A 19,197-nucleotide genomic window follows, 5' to 3' on the forward strand; every position below is an offset into this window, starting at 1 on the left:
AGCCTTTGCCCTTTGCAACGACCTGTATGAAGCGCACGCTGACCCCACCGTCTGGCTGAAAAGGTGAGGCAGGGAAGCTGCCCCTTCAGGAGGCCGAGCGCAGTCGTTGCGCAGGGGGACGAGCGGCATGGATGCCGCGAGAAGCGCGTCAGGCCATGGATGGCCCATCGCGCTGCCCCCCGGAGCAACGACGGAGCGAGGGAAGTCCCGCGAAGCGGGACCCGGATGGTGGGGCGAGCCCTTTTGGCCCCTTTTGGGTGGTTCGGCACCCCGACGACTGCCAAAAGGGGCTCGCCCGGCAAGGCGAAACAGAAGACATCCGCGGAACTCGGTAATCAACTTCGTCCTCTAGCAGCTGCCTCCTCACCCCAAAAGCACCGGGCCCCTCGCAGGCCCCGGCACCCTTTCTCTACACCCGCTCAGGGCTTCGCCACCCACGGCTTCGGCCGCTCATACGCCCCCAGGTCACAGCGCGCCACGCCATCACCATCCCCATCACGCGGGCGCTTGGAACCGCGCTGGTCACGGGCGGTGCAGGTGCCGATGCCGGCGTCCACCGCCGGGCTGCGCGGGCGCAGGGCGTGGGTCTGGGTGCGGCCGTTGTTGTCCGCCAGCGGGTAGAGGACCTTGGTCATCACATCGGCTTGCTCGACGTAGAGCTCGCCCGTGCAGTTGCCCGGACCAGTGCCGAGCAGCAGGCCGATGGCCTTGTACTGCGCCTGGGCGCCACGGTTGTCGCAGTTCATCGGGGTCGCCAGGTCCTCGTCGAGGTTGCCGGCGATGATGCTGTTGCGCAGGGTCACCTTGCCGAGGTTGATCAGCCCGTAGCCACCGCTGTTGTTGGCGATGGTCACGTTCACCAGCAGCGCTTCGGGTGGCGTGCCGCCCACCTGGTACTGGCCGTTGTTGAAGGTCGCCTGGCCGTAGTAGGGCTGGCGGTTGCCGCTGAGGGTGGCATTGGCCAGGGTCAGCACGCCGTCGTTGCCGATGGCCGAGCCGAAGCTGGCTTCGTTGCCGGTGAAGGTGGTGCGCGCCACGTCGGCGCGCCCCTTGTTGTAGAGCCCGCCGCCGAAGCCGGCGTCATCGTCGTCGCTGGCGCGGTTGCCGAGCAGGGTGCTGTCGCGCAGCAACAGGTCGCCGTCGTTGTACAGGCCGCCGCCGAGGCCGTAGTGCCCTTCGCCGGCCCCCGCCCAGTTGTTGGCGAACAGCGAGCGGTGCACCTCCAGCCGCCCGTGGTTGGCCACGCCGCCGCCATTGCCGGGCTGGAAGGCCGCCGTGGAGCGGTTGCCGCTCACTTCCACCTGGCGCAGCACCACCTCGCCGTGGTTCTCCAGGGCGCCGCCGTAGGTGGAGCTGTGTCCACCGGTGAGGCGCAGGCGCTCCAGCACCACGCGGGCCCCGGCGAACACTTCGATCAGCCGGTCGTTGGCCTCGGGGCTGCCGCTGATGATGGTGCGGCTGGGGCCCTGGCCGACGATGGTGAGGGAATCGCGGATGTCGAGGTCGCCATTGAGGTTGTCGTCCTCGTCCAGCACATCGCCCTCCTCGTCGCGCCCGGCGGGCAGGCTGAGGCGGTAGGTTTCGGCCTGGAGGATGATGCGGTCCGGCCCCGGCAGCGCATTGGCGGCGGAGACCGCATCGCGCAGGGAGCAGTGGGCATCGCAGACCCCGTCGTAGCGGTCGTCGGTCTGGTTGACGATGAAGTCGGCAGCGCCGGCCGGCAGGCCGAGGAAGGCGAGGGACAGTGCGGCGCAAGGGGCGCCGAGGCGAGAGGGGATACGTGGCATGTGCATGACCCGTCCTGAGTGTCGTGGACAGGGCGCGGCCGCCGTTCGAGGTGAGCGTCCAGGCCCTGCCGGTTCCAATGGGTGCGGATACGACCGGGCCTCCGCACGTGCCGCCCGAATGCGGCAGGGTGATCGACCGGCAGAGCGCGTCTAGGGTTCAACGAACCGGACGGAAGGTCATCCGCAGCCTGGACACCCCGTCGCAGAGCGGTCGGCTCCGGCAGGCAGCACGGGCAGTCGCCCACGCTGCCAGGGGCAAAACGCGACCTTAGGCGGGTTGAACCCCTTGGACGACTTGGTCAGAATCGCCGCCTTTCGAAAAACCGAGCCGCACCGAACATGAAGAACACGCTCAGCCTGATCGCCCTCTGCATCGCCGCCTCCACCTCGGCCCTGGCCGACGACCAGTCCACCGCCAAGGGCTTCGTGGAAGACAGCCACCTCGACGTGCTGCTGCGCAACGCGTACATGAACCGCGACTACAAGCACCACAACAAGGACAAGATGGAGTGGGGCCAGGGCGTCATCGGCACCTTCACCTCCGGCTTCACCCAGGGCACCGTGGGCGTGGGCGTCGACGCCTTCGGCCTCTACGGCCTGCGCCTGGACGGCGGCAAGGGCCGTGTCGGCGCGGCCGGCATCGACTTCTTCAAGCCCGGCGACAGCGGCCACGCCCAGGACGACATCGCCCGTGGCGGTGCGGCGGTCAAGGCGCGCTTCTCCAACACCGTGGTGAAGTTCGGCGACCAGATGCCCGCCCTGCCGGTGCTGAGCTACGACGATTCGCGCCTGCTGCCGGAGAGCTACACCGGCACCCTGATCACCTCCAAGGAGATCGAGGGCCTGGAGCTGAACGCCGGCCACTTCACCGCCGAGGCCCGCAAGAGCGCCGAAGGCCGTGACAGCGGCGGTCTCAAGCGCATCGACGTGCTGGGCGGCAGCTACCGCTTCAACGACCAGTTCAGCGCCTCGCTGTACGGCTCCGACGTGGAAGACGTGCTGAAGAAGCAGTACGTGAACCTGAACTACGTCTACCCGATCGCCAAGGACCGCTCCCTGACCCTGGACTTCAACGGTTACCGCACCCGCCTGGACAAGGACTTCGCCAAGGACGACAACCGCACCAACCGCATCTGGAGCCTGGCGGCCACCTACGCCATGGGCGCGCACTCCTTCACCCTCGCCCACCAGCGCAGCAGCGGTGACATCGGCTACCTCTACGGCGGCTACCAGAGTGCCGACTACATCGGCGACGGCGGCACCACCATCTGGCTGGCCAACTCCTACTGGTCGGACTTCAACGGCAAGGACGAGAACTCCTGGCAGGTGGCCTACGGCCTGGACTTCGCCGAGTACGGCATCCCCGGCCTGAGCTACCGCGTGGCCTACGTGCGCGGCGACAACATCGACGCCGGCCAGGCCGGCCGTGGCCAGGAGCGCGAGATCTTCAACCAGCTGCAGTACCTGGTGCAGGAAGGCCCGGCCAAGGACCTCAAGCTGAAGCTGCGCGGTTCGATGCTGCGGGCGTCCAACAACGTCAACAGCTATGTGGACGATGGCAACGAGGTGCGGGTGTTCGTGGAGTACCCGATCCGGGTGTTCTGATTCCCGTCCCGTTCCGAAAGGCCCCGTCGTGAAAGCGCCGGGGCTTTTGTTTGTCTCCACCTCAGCTCAGGTCGCGGCTGAGCAAGCTCGCGGTCAAGCCGGTAATCGAGCTTCGCGGATATTTTTTGTTTCGCCCCCTCGGGCGAATCCCTTTTCCAGTCGCTGGATCGCCAGCCCGGTGAAAAGGAATCAAAAAACTTGCCCCTGCATCCGAACTTGGCGTCCCCGCCCGGCTACGTCGGGTCCCCTCACTCCATCGTCGTTCCAGGGGCACGCGCTGACGGGCCATCCCTGGCCCGGCAGCGCTCTCGCGACATCCATGTCGCTCAGCCCCCTACACGACGATTCCGCTTGGCCTCCTGAAGGGGCTCTGTCCCCGCCTTACCCCACGATCCGGCCAATGCATTCCGAGTGCGCTTCATCTCTGGATGACCAAGCGAAGGATTTATCCCCCGAAAAGGCCCTTGAGCAAAAAGCCAGCAAGGCCTCAACTTTTCGAGCACGGCAAGTACACCGTCGAACGGTTCACATAAACACCCGGCGCTGCCCATCCGCTGACTAATGGCCTGGCGCCATCAAGCCGATCCGGGCACCATGCGCACCCGGCGGCGATACCGCCCTGGACAGTCGTACCGAAAAGGATTGGAAGTGAAGAAGTACACGCGCACGGCCGCCCTTCTGGCGGTGGCCCTGGTGGCGGGGGGTTGCTCCACCCGCACCTATTTCAAGCTCCCGGAGAACACCCGGGTTTCCGTCTACGAACGCGCCGAGCAGTACCCACAAGGCATGGTCACCACCCGGCCGTTCTTCTGGAGCGCCAGCGGTGGCATCCCCTACAAGCTCACCCGTATCGACGGGGCGCCGGTGCAGCAGGGCAAGCTGCGGGCGCGCTTCCGGGTGGCGTCGATCTTCTGGCCGCCGTTCGCGATCATCTACTGGCCCATGGGCTTCGGCCAGCGCTGCTATGACCTGACCTCCACCGAGCCGCAGCAGTGCACGCGGGGCGACATGGTCCAGCTGAAACGTGACGAGCGCCTGAAGGACTAAGGTAGAAACCCACACCCGTCGCCTGTGCGGCGGGTGTCTCAAGGAGGATTTCGTGATGAACCGACGCGGCATCCTGCCGCTGCTGGTGGGCCTGCTGTTCTGCGTCCTGACCCCGGCCCAGGCCGCTGGGGAGGCCCAGGCCATCGAGCAGGCCAAGGCCGCCGCCCGCGCCTGGCTGGCGGTGGCCGACCGTGAAGACTACATCCGCACCTGGCAGCAGGCGGCCAGTGTGCTGCGCCGCAGTACCAGCCAGTACGACTGGGTGACCCTGGCGGTGGACCTGCGTTCGCCCCTGGGGGCGCTCAAGCAACGTGAACTGCAGGGCGCCAGCTACGCCACGCAGTTGCCGGGGCTGCCGGATGGGGAATACGTGATCCTGCAGTACCACAGCGACTTCGAGCACCGGGACGGTGCGACCGAGACGGTGACGCCGATGCGCGACAGCGACGGCCGGTGGCGGGTGGTGAGCTACTTCGTGGATTGACCCCGCGCCCCACGGGCGCGAGGTCCTGGCGGGTCAGAGCACGAACGTGGCGACGGCGGCGCCGATGCCCAGCACGGCGATGACGATGCCGCCGATCAGCACCAGACGCCCCTTGGCGTCTTCATTGGCCGCCACCGAGGCTGCCGCTTCAGCGGGGGCCGGTGCCACGGCGCGCAGCGGGTTGGCCGCTGCCGGCTGGCTCGCCTCACGAGCGGCCGCCGGGGCCGGTTTGGGCAGGTCGACCACGCGCACGAACTGGGTGGCGTCCTCGTCGGCCGCCTGACGCACTTCAACCTTGGGCCCGATCACCAGCAGCGTCACCGAGGCCATGCGCACCTGGTCGCCCGGGGCGAGCACGGCGGTGCCGACCTTCTGCTGGTTGACGTAGACGCCATTGGCGGAGGCCAGGTCCTTGATCTCCAGCACGTCGTCCTTGAGGAAGAATTCGGCGTGCCGGCGGGACAGTTCCAGGTCGCTGAAGCACAGTTCGCACTTCACCGACCGGCCGAAGGTCATGGAGCCGGTGACGTGGTACTTGCGCCCTTCGTTCTCGCCCTTGATCACCTGCAGGAACCAGCGCGCGGTGGGTGCGGCCTTGGGTTTGACCTTGGCCGGATCGACCAGCACCAGTTCCACGGAGCCGACCTTCACACGGTCCTCGGAACGCAGCTGGTAGCGGGCGCCGATGCGCTCGCCGTTGACCAGGGTGCCGTTGCGGGTGCCGCAGTCGGAGAGGTAGTAGTGGCCGTGGTCCTGGCGGATCTCGGCGTGGAAGGGGCTGACGTCCGCTTCGTTCAGTACCAGGTGGTTGCGTTCGTCCTGGCCGATGGTGAAGCGCTCGTCCGCCAGCCAGATGGGTTCCTGGCGGTTGTCCGCGAAGTGAATCCTGAGCATGTCCGAAGTCCTTGATTTCCGTTGCGCCAAGCCGATTGCCCAGCTGACCTGTTACCGCGCATCAATCGAAGATGCGATTCCACAAACGCTTGACCGGGTTGCTGCTCTGCTGCTGCCGGGCCGCCTGGCTGCCGGAGGCACGGGCCTGTGCCCGGCGCACGCGCTGGGCATGGCCGGCCTGCAGGGCCAGCAGGGGTTCGTCCAGCGGGCGGACCTTGAGCCCGGCCTCGATGAACTGCTGGGCCAGGGCGAACTCGCGGTGACCGTAGGCCTCGTCGGCGAGCTGGGCGAAGCGCGCGGCGACGCGGTCGAGCCCCTGCTCGGCGCGGGCCTCGTCCGGCTTCAGGGCCAGGGCCTGGCGGTAGTGGTAGACCGCGCTGTCATCCTCGGGTTGCACCAGGCGGTCCTCGGCCAGGCGCGCATCTCCTTGGGCCAGGGCGGCCTCGATGCGGGCCTGGAGGACGCGGGCGAGGCCATCGCGGGCCTGGGCGTTGTCGGGTTCTCGGGCGAGCACGCGGTTGAAGAAGTCTTCGGCGCTGTCACCGGCCGGGCTGGCCAGTTGGCCGGCGGCCAGGCGCTGTTCGCCCTGGGCCAGGAGGTCGCGGATTTCCTTCTGCTTGACCAGGTGCAGGCCGACGGCGGAGCCGATCCCCAGCAGCAGTACGCCAAGCAGCGCCCAGCCCCATACGGGCAGGCGACGGGCCGGGGCAGCGGCCGGCACGGGCTGACGCGGGGACGTGCGCGCAGGGCCGGCTCCCTTGGTGAGGTCGGGGGTTCGGGTGACGCGGGTGTGGTCCTGCTCGTTCTCGTTCAGCTCGGCGAGGCTGGCCAGCAACACGCGGCAGTCGGCGAAGCGCTCTTCCGGGTCCTTGGCGAGCATGCGGTCCACCAGGAACTGGTAGGGCTCCAGGGCGCCGGCCAGGCGCGGCGGCTCCATCTGCACGTGGTTGAGCACGGTCTGGGTGTAGCTGGTGCCGCGGAACGGGTTGGTACCGATGAGCAGCTCGAGGAAGATCACGCCCAGGCTGTAGATGTCGCTGCGCGGGTCCAGGGGCAGGCACTGGGCCTGCTCCGGGCTGCTGTAGGCGGGGCTGCCGACGGCGACGTCATGCTGGGTGAGGTCGCTGTCCAGGGCCAGTTCCTTGGCGATGCCGAAGTCGCTGAGCACGGCGGTGCCGTCCTCTCGGAAGAGGATGTTGGCCGGCTTGATGTCGCGGTGGATCATGCCCTTGTCGTGCACCACCACCAGGGCGCTGGCGATCTGCCGGATGAGGGTCAGCGCCCGCTGGGGCTCGAAGCGCTCGCCCCGGTGCTGCGCCAGGTCGCCACCGGCGACGAACTCCATGGCGATGTAGGGGCGGCCATCGGCGAGCCGGCCGATGTCGTGGATGGTGATGATCGCGGGGTGGTGCAGCGAGGCCACCAGGTGCGCTTCCTTGATGAAGCGCTTGGCGAAGGCCTCATCATCCAGGCGTTGCAGGACCTTGATCGCCACTTGGCGGTGCAGGGATTCCTGGGTGGCGAGGTAGACCTCGGCCATGCCGCCACGGCCCAGCCGGCCTTGCACGCTGTAGCCGGGTATCTCCAACAAGCTGTCGTTCATAGGGAAGGAAGGTGCGCTTATCGCTGTTTTCGGGAGCCGAACCATCGGCTGAGGAAGCTGCGTGGCGGGGCCTCCGGTGGAACAGGCTCCGGCGCCGACAGGCCCAACACGATGCAGGAGATATTGTCCCTGCCGCCATGGCAATTGGCTAGCTCGACCAGCGTGCCAACCATCGCTTCGAGGGTGCTCGAGCGGCTGCAGACCTGGTGCAGGGTGGCGTCGTCCAGTTCGTTGCTGAGGCCGTCGCTGCACAGCAGCAGCAGCTCGCCCGGGGCGAGGCGACCGACCAGGCTGCCGACTTCCAGGGCCTGGTCGTCCCGGCCGAGGCACTGGGTGACGACGTTGCGACGCGGGTCCTGGCGGGCCTGCTCGGGGGTGAGCTGGCCGAGGTCCACCAGCATCTGCACCCAGCTGTGGTCGTGGCTGATCTGGCGGATGCCGCTGGCGTCGATGAGGTAGCAGCGGCTGTCACCGGCCCAGGCCAGCTGGTAGGCATCGCCCTGAAGGTGCAGGGCGACCAGGGTGGTGCCCATGCCGCGGCGCTCCTCGCCCCCTTCGGCTGCCACCGCGAGCACGGCTTCATTGGCGCCGTGTACGGCCGTGGGCAGGTCGGCGCCGGCCTCGATGTGCTGCTCCAGCGCGGCCAGGGCGGTGGCGCTGGCCACTTCGCCGCACTGGTGCCCGCCCATGCCATCGGCCACGGCCCAGAGCCCCAGGGTGCTGCTGCACAGCAGGGCGTCTTCGTTGTGTTCACGCACGCGGCCGGCCACGGACAGGGCGGCGTAGGCGGGAGCGGAGGGGGCGGGCGTGCTGGGCATGGGCGGCGGCGGGGGTCTCGGGTGGGTCGGGTCGACCCTGAATGATGGCGGCAGCCACGCTGGCTGTCGCGTTCCGTGCCCCACAAGTGTTAAACAGTCGAGGCTTTGTCGCACGCGTGGTGCGCAACCCGGGCGTCTATGCTTGCGCTTCGGGGCCGGCACGGGCCGAACCGGCCCCGCCACGTGCAGTCGAACGCTCAACCCTGGCACCCGGACCCGAGGACGCCCCATGCCCGTGACCCGCTTCAGCTTCCGCACCCTGTTGCTCGGCCTGCCCCTGCTGCTGGCCGGCTGCGCCGGCCAGTCCTGCGACGAGCCGCTTTCCGGCGAGACCTGCCGCGACGAGAAGCTGCTCTACCAGAACGACATGCTGCAGGCCAAGCTGCTGATCGCGGCGGGTGACCCGGAGAACTACGAGCTGGCCGGCGCGCTGCTCAAGCGGGCGGAGCCGGGGGATACGCGCGGCGAGGTACCCTTCTACCAGGCGGTGCTGCTGATCAACGAGGGCCCGCAGCTGGAGGAGGTGCTCGATCTGCTGGAGAAGGCAGCGGCGCGCAAGCACCCCCACGCCATCGCCCTGCTCTACAAGATCTGGTCCGAACCCTTCCTGGCCACCGAGGCCGACCCGTTGCGCGCGGAACTGTACCGGGCGCGCTATGCCGATCTGGACGTGGCCAAGAGCGGCTACCCCTCCTTCGAGAAGGCCCTGGCGGTGGTCAACACCCTGGTGGACCGCTCCAACCCGGCCGGGGCGCGGGTCAGCGGGCGCTGACGCCTGCGGCAATACGCCCAGCCCCACCTCGCCGACGCCTGCGGCACAATCCGCCCCCGGAGCCCGGCGCCAGACCGGCGCCCTTCGCCTGCGCGTGTAGACCCGATCCGGTCCTGCGGACCTTCCAGCGAGGTTTACCCATGAGCATCACTTCCAGCGGCATCTGCGCCGCCGCCGACCAGCTGCAGGGCTTCGTCGGCTTCAACCTGAAGACCGGGCACCACATCGTGCGCTTCAGCGAGGACTCCTTCGGCATGGACGTGGACAACGACAGCATCATGCCGGCCAGCGAATTCGTCTGGCAGCCCCACACCGACCACACCATGACCCTCAAGCGCGAGCTGATCCAGTTGCTGCTGGACCAGAACATCGACGAGCGCCTGAACATCAGCGAGCCGCTGCGGGTGTACATGCGCCGCCGCGACCTGCCCGAGATCACCGCCGAGCGCCGCCTGCGGGGCTGCCTGGAGGCCTGAGTCAGGCCTTCAGCACCGGCACCGGGCGCGGCTCGCCGGCCTCGTCCAGTTCGTAGCAGTAGGCTTCCTTGAGGTTGGCCTTGCCGCTGTCGGTGTAGACCAGCAGGCGCTGGCCGTCGGTGCGGGTCTTCACCAGGCCGTAGGCGGTCCGGCTGAAGGCATAGAAGTCGCCACGGCGCTCGGCCTTCTGGGCGTCGGTCAGGCGGGCCCAGCCTTCCATGCGGAAGAACGCCACCAGTTCGGTGACGAACACCAGCGGCTCCTCGACCCGGGAATGCCGCCCCAGGGCGCCCATGAGGGTGGCGCGGGGGTGGATGTATTCGTTCATCGGGTCGTCGCCGCTGGAGACGACGTTGACCACCGGGGACACCCGCTTGAACAGCGCCCCGGAGAAGTCCGCCGAACCGTGGTGCGGCACCTTGAACACTTCGGAACGCAGGTTGACCTGCCCGGCATCGTGCTGGCGGGCCAGGGTGCGTCCGGCTTCGTCGTTGAGGTCCCCGCAGAACAGGTAGCTGAAGCCGCCATAGGCCAGGCGGAACACCACGGAGTGGCCGTTGATGGTGTGGGAGGCGGAGTACCCGGAGAAGCCGGTGGGCGCCGTTTCCAGCGAGTCATGGCCGACACGGGGCCCGGCGGGTGGCGCACCGAGGAACGGCAGGCCGGCGTCGACGCCTTCGCCAACCGGCAACGGGCCGAGTACCTGGACGTCCACCCCCTCCTTGCGGAGGAAGTCGAAGGCATCGTGCTGGCCGAAGGACAGCCGGCGGAACTCGATGGGCTGGCGGGCCCGGTTCGACCAGGCCTCCAGCGCCTTGCGCCAGGCGCGGAAGTCGGTGTTCATCGCCTCGGCCGGTACGTCCAGGGGGTTGTCCAGCAGGGGCGAGACCAGCAGGGCGTCGCCGACCTGGCGGGTGGGGCCGAGCTGCTCGGTTTCCTTGAGGCCCTTGGCGGCACGCTTGACCAGGCCGTTGTGGTAGATCCGCCGGGGCTCGATGAACAACCGCTTGCGCGGTTCGGCGTTGGTTTCCGAGCGGTGGATCTGGGTCAGCCCGGAGAAGTGGTCGGCATCGCCGTGGGTGACGAGGATGCAGTCGATCACCTTGGGCGCCTCGGGCGAGGAGCCGCGGTAGCGAGCGGCCAGGTAGCGGGCGAACATCTGGTTGTCGCCACCGTCCACCAGCATCACCTGCCCGCCTGGGGTCTCGATCACCGCGCCATCGCCCTGCTGCACGTCGACGAAGTTGACCTTGAGCACCCGGCTTTCCGTGCGCGGCATGACCAGGTCGGCCGGTCGCAGGGGCTTGCCGTCGCGGCGCCTGGCCGAGCGCGGAGGCACCAGCCAGGCCTCGGTGGCGACGGGCAGGATGCTGCCGTCGGGGCGCTCCTCGTAGGTGTGGGTGGCGATGCGCACATGCCGCTCGGTCACCTCCAGTACCTCGACGAAATCCCCCCAGGCGAGGGTGTAGAGCAGCGTGTTGCGTTCCGGGCTGTCGTAGACGTTGGCGAGGTCGACGGCGATGGCGTGCTGGGCGGTCATGCTCGGGCTCCTTCCGGGCGTGTTGGGCGGGTCAGTCGTCGGCCGTGGGATCGAGGCCGGGGAACAGCACCTCGGTGAAGCCGAAGCGGGTGAAGTCTTCGATGCGCGAGGGGTAAAGCCGGCCGATCAGGTGGTCGCATTCATGCTGTACGACGCGGGCGTGGAAGCCGTCGACGGTGCGATCGATGGGCTGGCCGTCTGGATCGACGCCCTGGTAGCGGATGGCACGGTAGCGCGGCACCCAGCCACGCAGGCCGGGCACCGAGAGGCAACCTTCCCAGCCGCTTTCGCGGGCATCGTCCAGGGGAGTGATCACCGGGTTGAGGAGGATGGTGGGTGGCACGGCCGGCGCGTCGGGGTATCGCTCGCTGCGCTCGAACCCGAAGATCACCAGCTGCAGGTCGACGCCGATCTGCGGGGCGGCCAGGCCGACGCCGCCGACGTGGTGCATGGTTTCGAACATGTCGTCGATCAGCGTCTTGAGGGCGGCGCTGCCGATCATCTCGTCAGGCACGGGCGGGGCGATGCGCAGCAGGCGCGGGTCACCCATGCGGAGGATTTCGCGGATCATCTCGGGCATTCCGGAACGGTGGCTGGAGGGGCTCGATGAAGCCTGCAAACGCGCCCGCTGGCAAGGGTCGCAACGGCTTTGCAACGCACCTCGGCGGGGGGCGCAAACGGGTCTTTCAACGCAGCGCTAAAAAACGGTAGGCAATCCCCGAAATGACGGGTATGGTGTTGCCCACTGTGCTGCATGTGTGACGTAAATCGATCCATGTTCCAAGCTTCGATTTGTACTCTTTGCGCTCAGTCCGGCGTGGAAAGTCCTCGCCGTGTCAACTTTGTTCAAGGAGTTACTCCAAATGGCTGATCGTCAAACTGGCACCGTTAAGTGGTTCAACGATGAAAAAGGCTTCGGCTTCATCACCACTGACAACGGCCCGGACCTGTTCGTCCACTACCGCTCCATCCAGTCCAACGGCTTCAAAACTCTGAAGGAAGGCCAAAAGGTTTCCTTCGTAGCCGTTCAGGGCCAGAAGGGCATGCAGGCAGACGAAGTCCAAGTGATCTGATCACCGACCGTCTTCCGGAAAAACCGGCCCTCGGGCCGGTTTTTTCATGCCTGCGATTTGGCTTCGCTGATGTTCGTACTGGCGCGAGCCTCGGCCACCAGCCAGTCGATCAGCCGGCGTAGCCGCTCGCTGGGCTGCCCCTTCCGGCTCCAGGCCAGGCGGTATTCCCAGGGTGTCGGCAAGCGACACGCCTCACCGAACGGCAGCACCAGTCGCCCCTGCGCGATGTCGTCCCCCGCCAGCGCCGTCGACCCCAACGCAAAGCCCTGCCCATTCACCGCACCCTGGATCGCATGCCCGATCAGGCCGAAGCGGATGCCGGCCGAGGTATCGACGCGCGCGCCGACATAGCGCTCGAACCAGTCCCCCCAGTCGGGAATCCGCAGGTTGCTGGCGCTCTTCCAATGGGCGTGGACCAGCCGCGCGCCCACGAGATCACCCGGCTCGCGGACCGGATGGGCCTCCAGGTAGGCCGGGCTGCACACCGGGAAGAACACTTCGCGGAACAGCAGCTCGCTGGCGGGCAGTGCGGTGCCCTCGGTGACGAAGCGGATCGCCAGGCTGGCCTCGCCGCGCTCCAGGTCCACCAGCTCTTCGGTAGCCTCCAGGCTCAGGGCGATGTCCGGATGAGTGCCGGAGAACTGGTTGAGCCGGCGCATCAACCAGTGGGAGGCGATGGAGGGCGCACAGCTGACCTGCAGCGGCCCCTCGGGCATGCCCCGCAGCGCCGCCGCCCCCTCGGCCAGCAGGGCGAACGCCTGGGACACGGTAGCGGCCAGGCGCCGGCCGTTGTCGTTGAGGGTGACGGTGTTGCGGGTACGGTCGAACAGGCTGACCCCGAGCTCTTCCTCCAGCAGACGGATCTGCCGGCTGACGGCACCCGGAGTGACCGACAGCTCGTGGGCGGCATCGGTGAAGTTGCGGCTGCGGGCGGCGACCTCGAAGGCGCGCAGGGCGACAAGGGATGGTGTGCGCATGGGAATGCTTTGAGTTGAAGTCAAAGCATGATGACAAAACATCGTTTGAATGCAAGGCGCCCGCTCGCCATCCTGCCGCCCTTCCGGCCCACCTGTGCGGCCCCTGCCTTGCGAGTCATCGATGAGACCCACACGCCTGCCCCTGGACCCTTTCGCCTGCGGCCTGATGCTGCTGCTCTGCATCATCTGGGGCTTCCAGCAGGTCTCCATCAAGCTGGTGGAGCAGGACGTGGCGCCGGTCCTGCAACTGGCCATCCGCTCCGGCATCGCCGCGCTGGTGCTGGGCGCCATCACCCTGTGGCGGGAAGGCCGTGGTGCCTTCGGTGACGGCACCCTGCTGCCGGGGCTCGGGGTCGGCCTGCTGTTCACCCTGGAGTTCTTCTTCATCTCCGAAGGGCTGGTCCGCACCAGCGCATCCCACATCGCGGTGTTCCTCTACACCGCGCCGATCTTCGCCGCCCTGGGGCTGCACCTGATCCTCCCCGAGGAACGCCTGTCGCCGGTCCAGTGGCTGGGCGTGCTGGTGGCCTTCGGCGGCATCGCCCTGGCCTTTCTCGGCAAGCCGGGGAACGCCGCAGGCAGCCTGTTCGGTGATGCGCTGGGCATCTGCGCCGCCATCGCCTGGGGCGCCACCACCGTGCTCATCCGGGGCTCGAGCCTGTCGGAAGCCGCTCCGGTGAAGACGCTTTTCTACCAGCTCAGCGTTGCCGGCGTGGTCCTGCTGGCGGTGGCCGCCGCCACCGGCCGCCTGGGCCTGGTCCCCAGCGACCGCGCCCTGCTAAGCCTCGGCTTCCAGGTGGTGGTGGTGGCACTGATCAGCTACCTGGGATGGTTCTGGCTGCTGCGCCGCTACCTCGCCTCGCGCCTGTCGATGCTGTCGTTCATGACCCCGTTGTTCGGCGTCGGCTTCGGCGTGCTGGTGCTGGGCGAGCCGCTGGACCCCTCCTTCATCTTCGGCGGCCTGCTGGTACTGGGCGGCCTGCTGCTGGTTACCGGCGCCGAGCTGCTGCGCGACCACCTGGCGCGTCGGCGCGTGACACACAGCACCTGATTGCACCTATCGGTCAGGAAAAAGGGCTGATAGCCTGTCGGCCGTTTCAGACGAAGTGAGGGATGCACTTTGAGATCGGCCCTGCTCGGCCTCTGCCTGCTGCCCATGCTGGCGCAGGCGGCCGTTTACAAATGCGTCGGCAACGACGGCGCTGTCAGCTACTCCGCCGTGCCCTGCCCCGCCACCGAAGGGCAGGCGACGAAAATGCGCGAGGCACCGCCCCCCAGCGATGTGCCGCCGCCTCCGCCGCCCCTGGTGGTGTCCCCCCCTGTCAGCCATGAGGCCGCACCTGCCGCGCCCGCCGCCAGCACGCCCCCGCCCCAGCGCGGTGCTCGCGTCACCGTGGTCGGCGATAGCGCCGCCAGCGACCGCGATGTGCGGGTCAACGAGATGCGCGAAAGCGCCGAGCGCGAGAAGAAGGACAGCTACGACCGCGACTACGAACTGCGCCGCCAGCGCATGGAGCTGGAACTGCGCCAGCAACGCGAGCGCGAAGCCCGTCAGCGCCAGCAGAACCCTGCCCCCTCCCCCAACAGCAGTTCGTCGACCACCGGGGAACCATCGAGCACGGGCACGGGTCAGTGACAACGAGGCCGATGACCGGCGGCCTCAGGCCTCGGACCCCATAGAGTCGCCGCTGGGGGTCCGGGGTCGTTTCACCTGTCATCTCCGCTCACAGTTTCCCTGCGCCCGGGGCGTTCACGCCGGGGCCGGCGTGCCTGATCATGCCGGGCGACATCGGCCCGATCTGCGGCCAGCCCTACGGAGCCCAACCATGCCCACGCTTTCCCGCCTCCCCTCCCTGCTGTTCGGCAGCGGCTTGCTGCTGGCCCTTTCTGGCTGCGACATGGCCCAGGAGTCGGCCGGCCGCCTCGCCGAGAAGACCCGCGAAGCCGCCGAGGAACTGGCCCGTGAAGCCATCAACGACACCGTGGACCAGGTGAACAAGGAAGTGGACAAGGCGCAGCAGGCCACCCGCGAATGGCTCAAGGCACAACCCGGCGAACAGCCCGAACAACCACCCCGTGCCGAGGGCGAGCGCCCGAAGGAGGGCGACGCCATGATGCCGCCCGCTGGCGTGGAAACCTGATCCGCTTCGCCACCCAGCGCAGACGCGAGAACGCCGGCCCGGGTCGCCCCAGGCCGGCGTTCTGCCGTATGGAAATCAGGCGCCGAAGTAACGCGGCAGCGGCGTGCTGTGCAGGTTGCGCAACGACTCCACCGGCGGCACCTCGCCCAGCTCCAGGGCGATGTCGCGGCGCAGCGTGGCGATGATCAGCTCCAGCTGGGCCGGCTGCTTGAGCGCCGGCACCACGCGCTGGAAGCGGGTGTCGTCCTTCTCCAGCACCACCACGTAGCCACCGTCGGGGCGGCGCTGGGCGCTGAGCGCGTAGTCGGGAAAGGCCTTGGCCAACTGCTTGATGTCGAGACCCATAGCGTTTCACTCTCCAAGGGGCAAAATTTTTCCTGGCAGGGTGTCCTGCAGGCAGCGTGCCAGCCTTGAGACAAGCGAAAGCCCAATAAAATCAATGCGTTGATGAAATAAGCCCAACCCGCTTTCGTGCATTTCGCCCGATCAGCCGAAAATCACCGGGCAATATGCACGATGCGATTCAGCGGCGCGCCAGCTCGATGCCGTCCTCGTGGATGACGATCTCACCGCGCTTGTAGAGGCCGCCGATGGCCTTCTTGAAGTTGCCCTTGCTGACGTTGAACATCTGGGCGATCACCTCCGGCGGGCTCTTGTCGCTCAATGCCAGGCGGCCACCTTCGGCGCGCAGACGCTCGAGGATGCGCTCGGCGAGGTCGGACGATGCGGCTTGCCCCTGGGGCTGCAGGCTCAGGGCGATCTTGCCGTCGGGGCGGATCTCGCGGATGTAGCCCTTCTCGCGCATGCCGCTGCGCAGGAACTTGAACACCTCGTTGCGGTGGATCAGCCCCCAGTGGCGGTCCTCGATGATGGCCTTGAAGCCCATGTCGGTCTGCTCCACCACCAGCAGGTCCACTTCCTGGCCCACGCTGTAGCGGGCCGGAGTGGTGTCCAGGTAGCGGTCCAGCCGGGCCGTGGCGGTGATGCGGCGGGAGCGGTCGAGGTAGACGTGCACCACGCAGTAGTCGCCCACCTGCAGCGGGCGCTTCTCTTCCGAGTGCGGCAGCAGCAGGTCCTTCGGCAGGCCCCAGTCGAGGAACAGGCCGATGCGGTTGATCTCTACCACCTTCAGGCTGGCGAAACCGCCCACCTGGACCTTGGGTTTCTGAGTGGTAGCGATCAGGCGGTCCTCGCTGTCGAGGTAGACGAACACGTTGAGCCAGTCACCCACTTCGCAGGGCTGGTCCTTGGGCACATAACGCCGGGGCAGGAGGATCTCGCCTTCCGCACCACCGTCCAGATAGAGACCGAAATCGGTGTGCTTGGCCACCGGCAGGCTGTTGAATCGACCGATCAGGGCCATCTCGCGTACCTCGAATTGACAGGGCGCGCATTCTACAGCCCCCGCCGCAACGGGGCCACGCACACCGCTCGACGGCCTCACGACGCCGCCCGTCGCCGCTTCGCTGAAACACCTTGATGCGGAGAATTCCGCATTGCCGGCGTTGTCTACTGGCCGCTAGCACAATGATGTTTCAGAATCGTGTCCGCGTTGAAACACACGCCCGCTTTTCGGATTCTCGCTGCCCTATCTCAGGAGTTCCTGTGCGCACCATCGGCCGTTGGCTGTCTGCTCCCCTCCACCTGTTCCTGCTCATCGTCCTGTTCATTGGCATCCCGTTGGTCAGCCGTGCACTGCTCGGCTGGAGCGAAGGCTTCGGCTACGGTTCCGACCTGGCCTTCGGCAGCCTCCTGGTGGCCCTGCTGTATGGTCGCCCGCGCTGGGTAGCGCTGCCGGTGATGCTGTTCTGGGCGCTGATCATGCTGGGGACGGCCGAGCTGGTGGGCGCAGTCGGGCGCATGCCCGAGCCGAGCGACCTCAAGTACCTGCTGGACCCGCAGTTCGTCGGCCACTCCACCCAGGGCGGCGGGCTGACCTACCCCTGGCTGGCTGGCGCACTGGCCATCGGCATCCTCGCCGCCCTGCTGGCCTGGCATCGCCCGGCCAAACGCCCGGCCCGTGCCTGGCTGGCCGTGCCGCTGGCCCTGCTGGCCGGCCACGCCACCCTGCAGTACCTGCACCCCAGCGAAGCGGACCAGTGGCGCCAGTTCAACCTGCCCCACAAGCTGCTCGCCGGCGCCCTCAGCAGCGGCCAGATGGCCGTGGAAGACTGGCTCGCCGGGGACCAGCCGGAAAGCCCGCCGGACATCGCCGGCCTGGCCCGCCTGGACCTCGACGGCACCCCGCTGCTGGCCGGCCCCGGCCAGGCGCGCAACGTGCTGGTGATCACCCTGGAAGGCATCCCGGGGGCCTATATCGCCGCCAACCGCGCCGCCATCAACAGCCACTACGCCGAATCGCCCATGCCGCGCCTGAGCCAGTGGGCCGAACGCGCCATGACCACGCCGGACTACGTGCTCCACAGCCACCAGACCATCCGCGGCCTCTACGCCATGCTCTGCGGTGACTACAGCAAGCTCGACTCCGGCACCCCCAAGGGCCTGGAACTGCTGAACAACCCCACCCGCGCCCAGGACTGCCTGCCGGCCCAGCTGCACCAGCACGGCTTCAGCACCCACTTCCTGCAGGGTGCCGGGCTGCGCTTCATGGCCAAGGACAAGATCATGCCGCGCATGGGCTTCGACAAGACCCAGGGCCGTGACTGGTTCCGCAACACCCCCTACCTCGAATTCCCCTGGGGCATGGACGACAAGGCCTTCTTCGAGGGCGCGCAGACCTACGTGCAGCAACTGCGCAAGCAGAAGAAGCCGTGGATGCTCACCCTGCTCACCGTCGGCACCCACCAGCCCTACTCGGCGCCGGAGGACTACCTGGCCCGCTACCCGGACGCCAAGCGCGCCGCCATCGCCTACCTGGACGATGCCGTGGACGCCTTCCTCAGCGGCCTGGAGAAACAGGGCGTACTGAAGGACACCCTGGTCATCATCACCTCCGACGAATCCCACGGCATCGACCAGGTGCGCCTGGCCTCCGCCTGGGGCTTCAACCTGGTGCTGGCCCCCGAGCAGGCCGCCCTGCCGCCGATCAAGGGGGGCGTCTACGGCCACGTCGACCTGACCGCCTCGGTGCTCGACTACTTCGGCTACCGCGTCCCGCTGAGCCTGGCCGGCCGCTCGCTGTTCCGCGACTACGAGCAGGGCCGCGAGATGATCTCCTACACCAACGGCATGCTGCGCTACCACGACGGCAAGGAGCACTTCGTCGAGTGCGACTTCCAGCAGGTCTGCCGGCGCTACCGCAGTGAAGGCTTCATCGCCGACCAGGCCCGCTTCGAAGGCCGTTTCAGCGGCCGCGAAGCCCGTCAGGTGGCCACCCGTGGCACCCTGCTGGACCAGTCCCTGGTCGGCGGCCAGGTGGGCCAGGAATACCAGTTCGCCACTCGCGAGCGCATCCGCCTGAAGCAGCAGGTGAAGGACGACTGGGCCGACAACCTGATCGGCGCCCAGTACCTGGAGCTGCCGAAGAACACCCGCACCGAGGTGGAGCTGACCATCAAGGTCCACGCCATGGACGCCAAGGGCGCCCGCCTGCAGCTCAAGACCAAGGAGTTCGAGCGCGACGTGGCCCTGGCCCTTCCCGAGTTCCCGCTGCTCAAGCGCGGCAAGCCGGTAACCCTGCACTTCGCCTTCGACAACCCCGAGGCACGCAAGGCGTTCTCCTTCCACCTGCTGGCCGAAGGGCGCGGCACCATCGAGATCAGCAACTTCAAGGTGGTCACCCAGCCGCTGCCTAATCTCCCTGCCGCGCCGGAGGCTGCCAGCCAGGTGGCCGGGACCGCCCCCGAGCGCAAGGGCATCGCCCGGGTGCTCAACCTGTTCGCCCGCCATCCGGAGACGGTCGACAGCGACCTGGAGAGCACCGGGGAAGCCGAGTCCGAGGCCCTGCCCGAGCTGTTACCGGTCGACGCCGAGCCGGAAACCCTGGTGCGCTGACCGCGCACCGGGGACAATGCGGGCCC

The 19,197-nt window shown here is 67.8% G+C and carries 19 protein-coding genes; 10 read left to right on the forward strand and 9 right to left on the reverse strand.

Annotation, left to right across the window (positions count from 1 at the left end):
* Positions 1-419: 419 nt before the first annotated feature.
* Positions 420-1,793, reverse strand: a complete 1,374-nt coding sequence (locus tag FBY21_RS12390) for a CSLREA domain-containing protein (protein ID WP_142011335.1) — start codon at positions 1,791-1,793, stop codon at positions 420-422.
* Positions 1,794-2,126: 333 nt separating this feature from the next.
* On the opposite strand from FBY21_RS12390, the gene FBY21_RS12395 reads away from it, so the two are divergent.
* The 3 genes from FBY21_RS12395 (at position 2,127) to FBY21_RS12405 (ending at position 4,923) form a co-directional block, all read left to right on the forward strand.
* Positions 2,127-3,392, forward strand: coding sequence for an OprD family porin (locus FBY21_RS12395; protein ID WP_107331410.1), 1,266 nt, complete (start codon positions 2,127-2,129; stop codon positions 3,390-3,392).
* Positions 3,393-4,040: 648 nt separating this feature from the next.
* The gene (locus tag FBY21_RS12400) at positions 4,041-4,439 is read left to right on the forward strand and encodes a hypothetical protein (protein ID WP_044407370.1); all 399 of its coding nucleotides are present in this window, start codon (positions 4,041-4,043) and stop codon (positions 4,437-4,439) included.
* Positions 4,440-4,494: 55 nt separating this feature from the next.
* A complete protein-coding gene (locus FBY21_RS12405) occupies positions 4,495-4,923 on the forward strand; it encodes a DUF4019 domain-containing protein (protein WP_160158599.1) in 429 nt (142 codons plus the stop codon).
* 33 nt (positions 4,924-4,956) lie between these two features.
* On the opposite strand, the gene FBY21_RS12410 is transcribed toward FBY21_RS12405, so the two are convergent.
* From FBY21_RS12410 to FBY21_RS12420, 3 genes are all read right to left on the reverse strand, one after another.
* Positions 4,957-5,817, reverse strand: coding sequence for an FHA domain-containing protein (locus tag FBY21_RS12410; protein ID WP_142011340.1), 861 nt, complete (start codon positions 5,815-5,817; stop codon positions 4,957-4,959).
* A 61-nt stretch (positions 5,818-5,878) separates the two neighbouring features.
* Positions 5,879-7,420: a serine/threonine-protein kinase gene (locus FBY21_RS12415; protein ID WP_142011343.1), complete on the reverse strand. Its 1,542-nt coding sequence runs from the start codon at positions 7,418-7,420 to the stop codon at positions 5,879-5,881.
* Between the two features lie 17 nt (positions 7,421-7,437).
* Positions 7,438-8,238, reverse strand: a complete 801-nt coding sequence (locus FBY21_RS12420; protein WP_142011345.1) for a PP2C family protein-serine/threonine phosphatase — start codon at positions 8,236-8,238, stop codon at positions 7,438-7,440.
* A gap of 229 nt (positions 8,239-8,467) precedes the next feature.
* On the opposite strand from FBY21_RS12420, the gene FBY21_RS12425 reads away from it, so the two are divergent.
* Positions 8,468-9,010 (forward strand): hypothetical protein, encoded by a 543-nt coding sequence (locus FBY21_RS12425; protein WP_044413559.1) that lies wholly within the window; start codon positions 8,468-8,470, stop codon positions 9,008-9,010.
* A 140-nt stretch (positions 9,011-9,150) separates the two neighbouring features.
* Positions 9,151-9,486: a DUF2025 family protein gene (locus FBY21_RS12430; protein WP_044413557.1), complete on the forward strand. Its 336-nt coding sequence runs from the start codon at positions 9,151-9,153 to the stop codon at positions 9,484-9,486.
* Between the two features lies 1 nt (position 9,487).
* Here FBY21_RS12430 and FBY21_RS12435 read toward each other — a convergent pair whose 3' ends face one another.
* Positions 9,488-11,026 (reverse strand): ComEC/Rec2 family competence protein, encoded by a 1,539-nt coding sequence (locus tag FBY21_RS12435; RefSeq protein ID WP_142011347.1) that lies wholly within the window; start codon positions 11,024-11,026, stop codon positions 9,488-9,490.
* Positions 11,027-11,057: 31 nt separating this feature from the next.
* Positions 11,058-11,597, reverse strand: a complete 540-nt coding sequence (gene def / locus FBY21_RS12440) for a peptide deformylase (protein ID WP_142011350.1) — start codon at positions 11,595-11,597, stop codon at positions 11,058-11,060.
* 292 nt (positions 11,598-11,889) lie between these two features.
* Between def and FBY21_RS12445 the strand changes: the two genes are divergently transcribed.
* Positions 11,890-12,099, forward strand: a complete 210-nt coding sequence (locus FBY21_RS12445; RefSeq protein WP_044413549.1) for a cold-shock protein — start codon at positions 11,890-11,892, stop codon at positions 12,097-12,099.
* Positions 12,100-12,143: 44 nt separating this feature from the next.
* On the opposite strand, the gene FBY21_RS12450 is transcribed toward FBY21_RS12445, so the two are convergent.
* Positions 12,144-13,076 (reverse strand): LysR substrate-binding domain-containing protein, encoded by a 933-nt coding sequence (locus FBY21_RS12450; protein ID WP_142011352.1) that lies wholly within the window; start codon positions 13,074-13,076, stop codon positions 12,144-12,146.
* A gap of 121 nt (positions 13,077-13,197) precedes the next feature.
* Here FBY21_RS12450 and FBY21_RS12455 point away from each other — a divergent pair, with 121 nt between their 5' ends.
* The 3 genes from FBY21_RS12455 to FBY21_RS12465 all read left to right on the forward strand — a co-directional run bounded on the left by FBY21_RS12455 (position 13,198) and on the right by FBY21_RS12465 (position 15,217).
* Positions 13,198-14,127, forward strand: coding sequence for a DMT family transporter (locus FBY21_RS12455; protein WP_142011354.1), 930 nt, complete (start codon positions 13,198-13,200; stop codon positions 14,125-14,127).
* Positions 14,128-14,196: 69 nt separating this feature from the next.
* Entirely contained in the window at positions 14,197-14,712 is a 516-nt protein-coding gene (locus FBY21_RS12460) for a DUF4124 domain-containing protein (RefSeq protein ID WP_142011357.1), read from the forward strand.
* 190 nt (positions 14,713-14,902) lie between these two features.
* Positions 14,903-15,217, forward strand: coding sequence for a hypothetical protein (locus FBY21_RS12465; protein WP_142011359.1), 315 nt, complete (start codon positions 14,903-14,905; stop codon positions 15,215-15,217).
* A gap of 75 nt (positions 15,218-15,292) precedes the next feature.
* On the opposite strand, the gene FBY21_RS12470 is transcribed toward FBY21_RS12465, so the two are convergent.
* Together FBY21_RS12470 and FBY21_RS12475 are read right to left on the reverse strand one after the other, a co-directional pair.
* Entirely contained in the window at positions 15,293-15,562 is a 270-nt protein-coding gene (locus FBY21_RS12470; protein WP_044413537.1) for a DUF3509 domain-containing protein, read from the reverse strand.
* A 178-nt stretch (positions 15,563-15,740) separates the two neighbouring features.
* A complete protein-coding gene (locus FBY21_RS12475; RefSeq protein WP_074969078.1) occupies positions 15,741-16,580 on the reverse strand; it encodes a S1 RNA-binding domain-containing protein in 840 nt (279 codons plus the stop codon).
* Positions 16,581-16,822: 242 nt separating this feature from the next.
* On the opposite strand from FBY21_RS12475, the gene FBY21_RS12480 reads away from it, so the two are divergent.
* A complete protein-coding gene (locus FBY21_RS12480; protein WP_142011361.1) occupies positions 16,823-19,171 on the forward strand; it encodes an LTA synthase family protein in 2,349 nt (782 codons plus the stop codon).
* Positions 19,172-19,197: the final 26 nt, after the last annotated feature.

It is taken from the genome of Pseudomonas sp. SLBN-26 (assembly GCF_006715895.1).
Classification (GTDB): Bacteria; Pseudomonadota; Gammaproteobacteria; order Pseudomonadales; family Pseudomonadaceae; genus Metapseudomonas; species Metapseudomonas otitidis.

Excerpts from the sequence above, each read along its gene's own strand:
- FBY21_RS12390 (WP_142011335.1), bottom strand. The coding sequence starts at position 1,793 with ATGCACATGCCACGTATCCCCTCTCGCCTCGGCGCCCCTTGCGCCGCA.
- FBY21_RS12395 (WP_107331410.1), top strand. The coding sequence starts at position 2,127 with ATGAAGAACACGCTCAGCCTGATCGCCCTCTGCATCGCCGCCTCCACC.
- FBY21_RS12405 (WP_160158599.1), top strand. The coding sequence starts at position 4,495 with ATGAACCGACGCGGCATCCTGCCGCTGCTGGTGGGCCTGCTGTTCTGC.
- FBY21_RS12410 (WP_142011340.1), bottom strand. The coding sequence starts at position 5,817 with ATGCTCAGGATTCACTTCGCGGACAACCGCCAGGAACCCATCTGGCTG.
- FBY21_RS12415 (WP_142011343.1), bottom strand. The coding sequence starts at position 7,420 with ATGAACGACAGCTTGTTGGAGATACCCGGCTACAGCGTGCAAGGCCGG.
- FBY21_RS12420 (WP_142011345.1), bottom strand. The coding sequence starts at position 8,238 with ATGCCCAGCACGCCCGCCCCCTCCGCTCCCGCCTACGCCGCCCTGTCC.
- FBY21_RS12425 (WP_044413559.1), top strand. The coding sequence starts at position 8,468 with ATGCCCGTGACCCGCTTCAGCTTCCGCACCCTGTTGCTCGGCCTGCCC.
- FBY21_RS12430 (WP_044413557.1), top strand. The coding sequence starts at position 9,151 with ATGAGCATCACTTCCAGCGGCATCTGCGCCGCCGCCGACCAGCTGCAG.
- FBY21_RS12435 (WP_142011347.1), bottom strand. The coding sequence starts at position 11,026 with ATGACCGCCCAGCACGCCATCGCCGTCGACCTCGCCAACGTCTACGAC.
- def (WP_142011350.1), bottom strand. The coding sequence starts at position 11,597 with ATGATCCGCGAAATCCTCCGCATGGGTGACCCGCGCCTGCTGCGCATC.
- FBY21_RS12445 (WP_044413549.1), top strand. The coding sequence starts at position 11,890 with ATGGCTGATCGTCAAACTGGCACCGTTAAGTGGTTCAACGATGAAAAA.
- FBY21_RS12450 (WP_142011352.1), bottom strand. The coding sequence starts at position 13,076 with ATGCGCACACCATCCCTTGTCGCCCTGCGCGCCTTCGAGGTCGCCGCC.
- FBY21_RS12455 (WP_142011354.1), top strand. The coding sequence starts at position 13,198 with ATGAGACCCACACGCCTGCCCCTGGACCCTTTCGCCTGCGGCCTGATG.
- FBY21_RS12465 (WP_142011359.1), top strand. The coding sequence starts at position 14,903 with ATGCCCACGCTTTCCCGCCTCCCCTCCCTGCTGTTCGGCAGCGGCTTG.
- FBY21_RS12470 (WP_044413537.1), bottom strand. The coding sequence starts at position 15,562 with ATGGGTCTCGACATCAAGCAGTTGGCCAAGGCCTTTCCCGACTACGCG.
- FBY21_RS12475 (WP_074969078.1), bottom strand. The coding sequence starts at position 16,580 with ATGGCCCTGATCGGTCGATTCAACAGCCTGCCGGTGGCCAAGCACACC.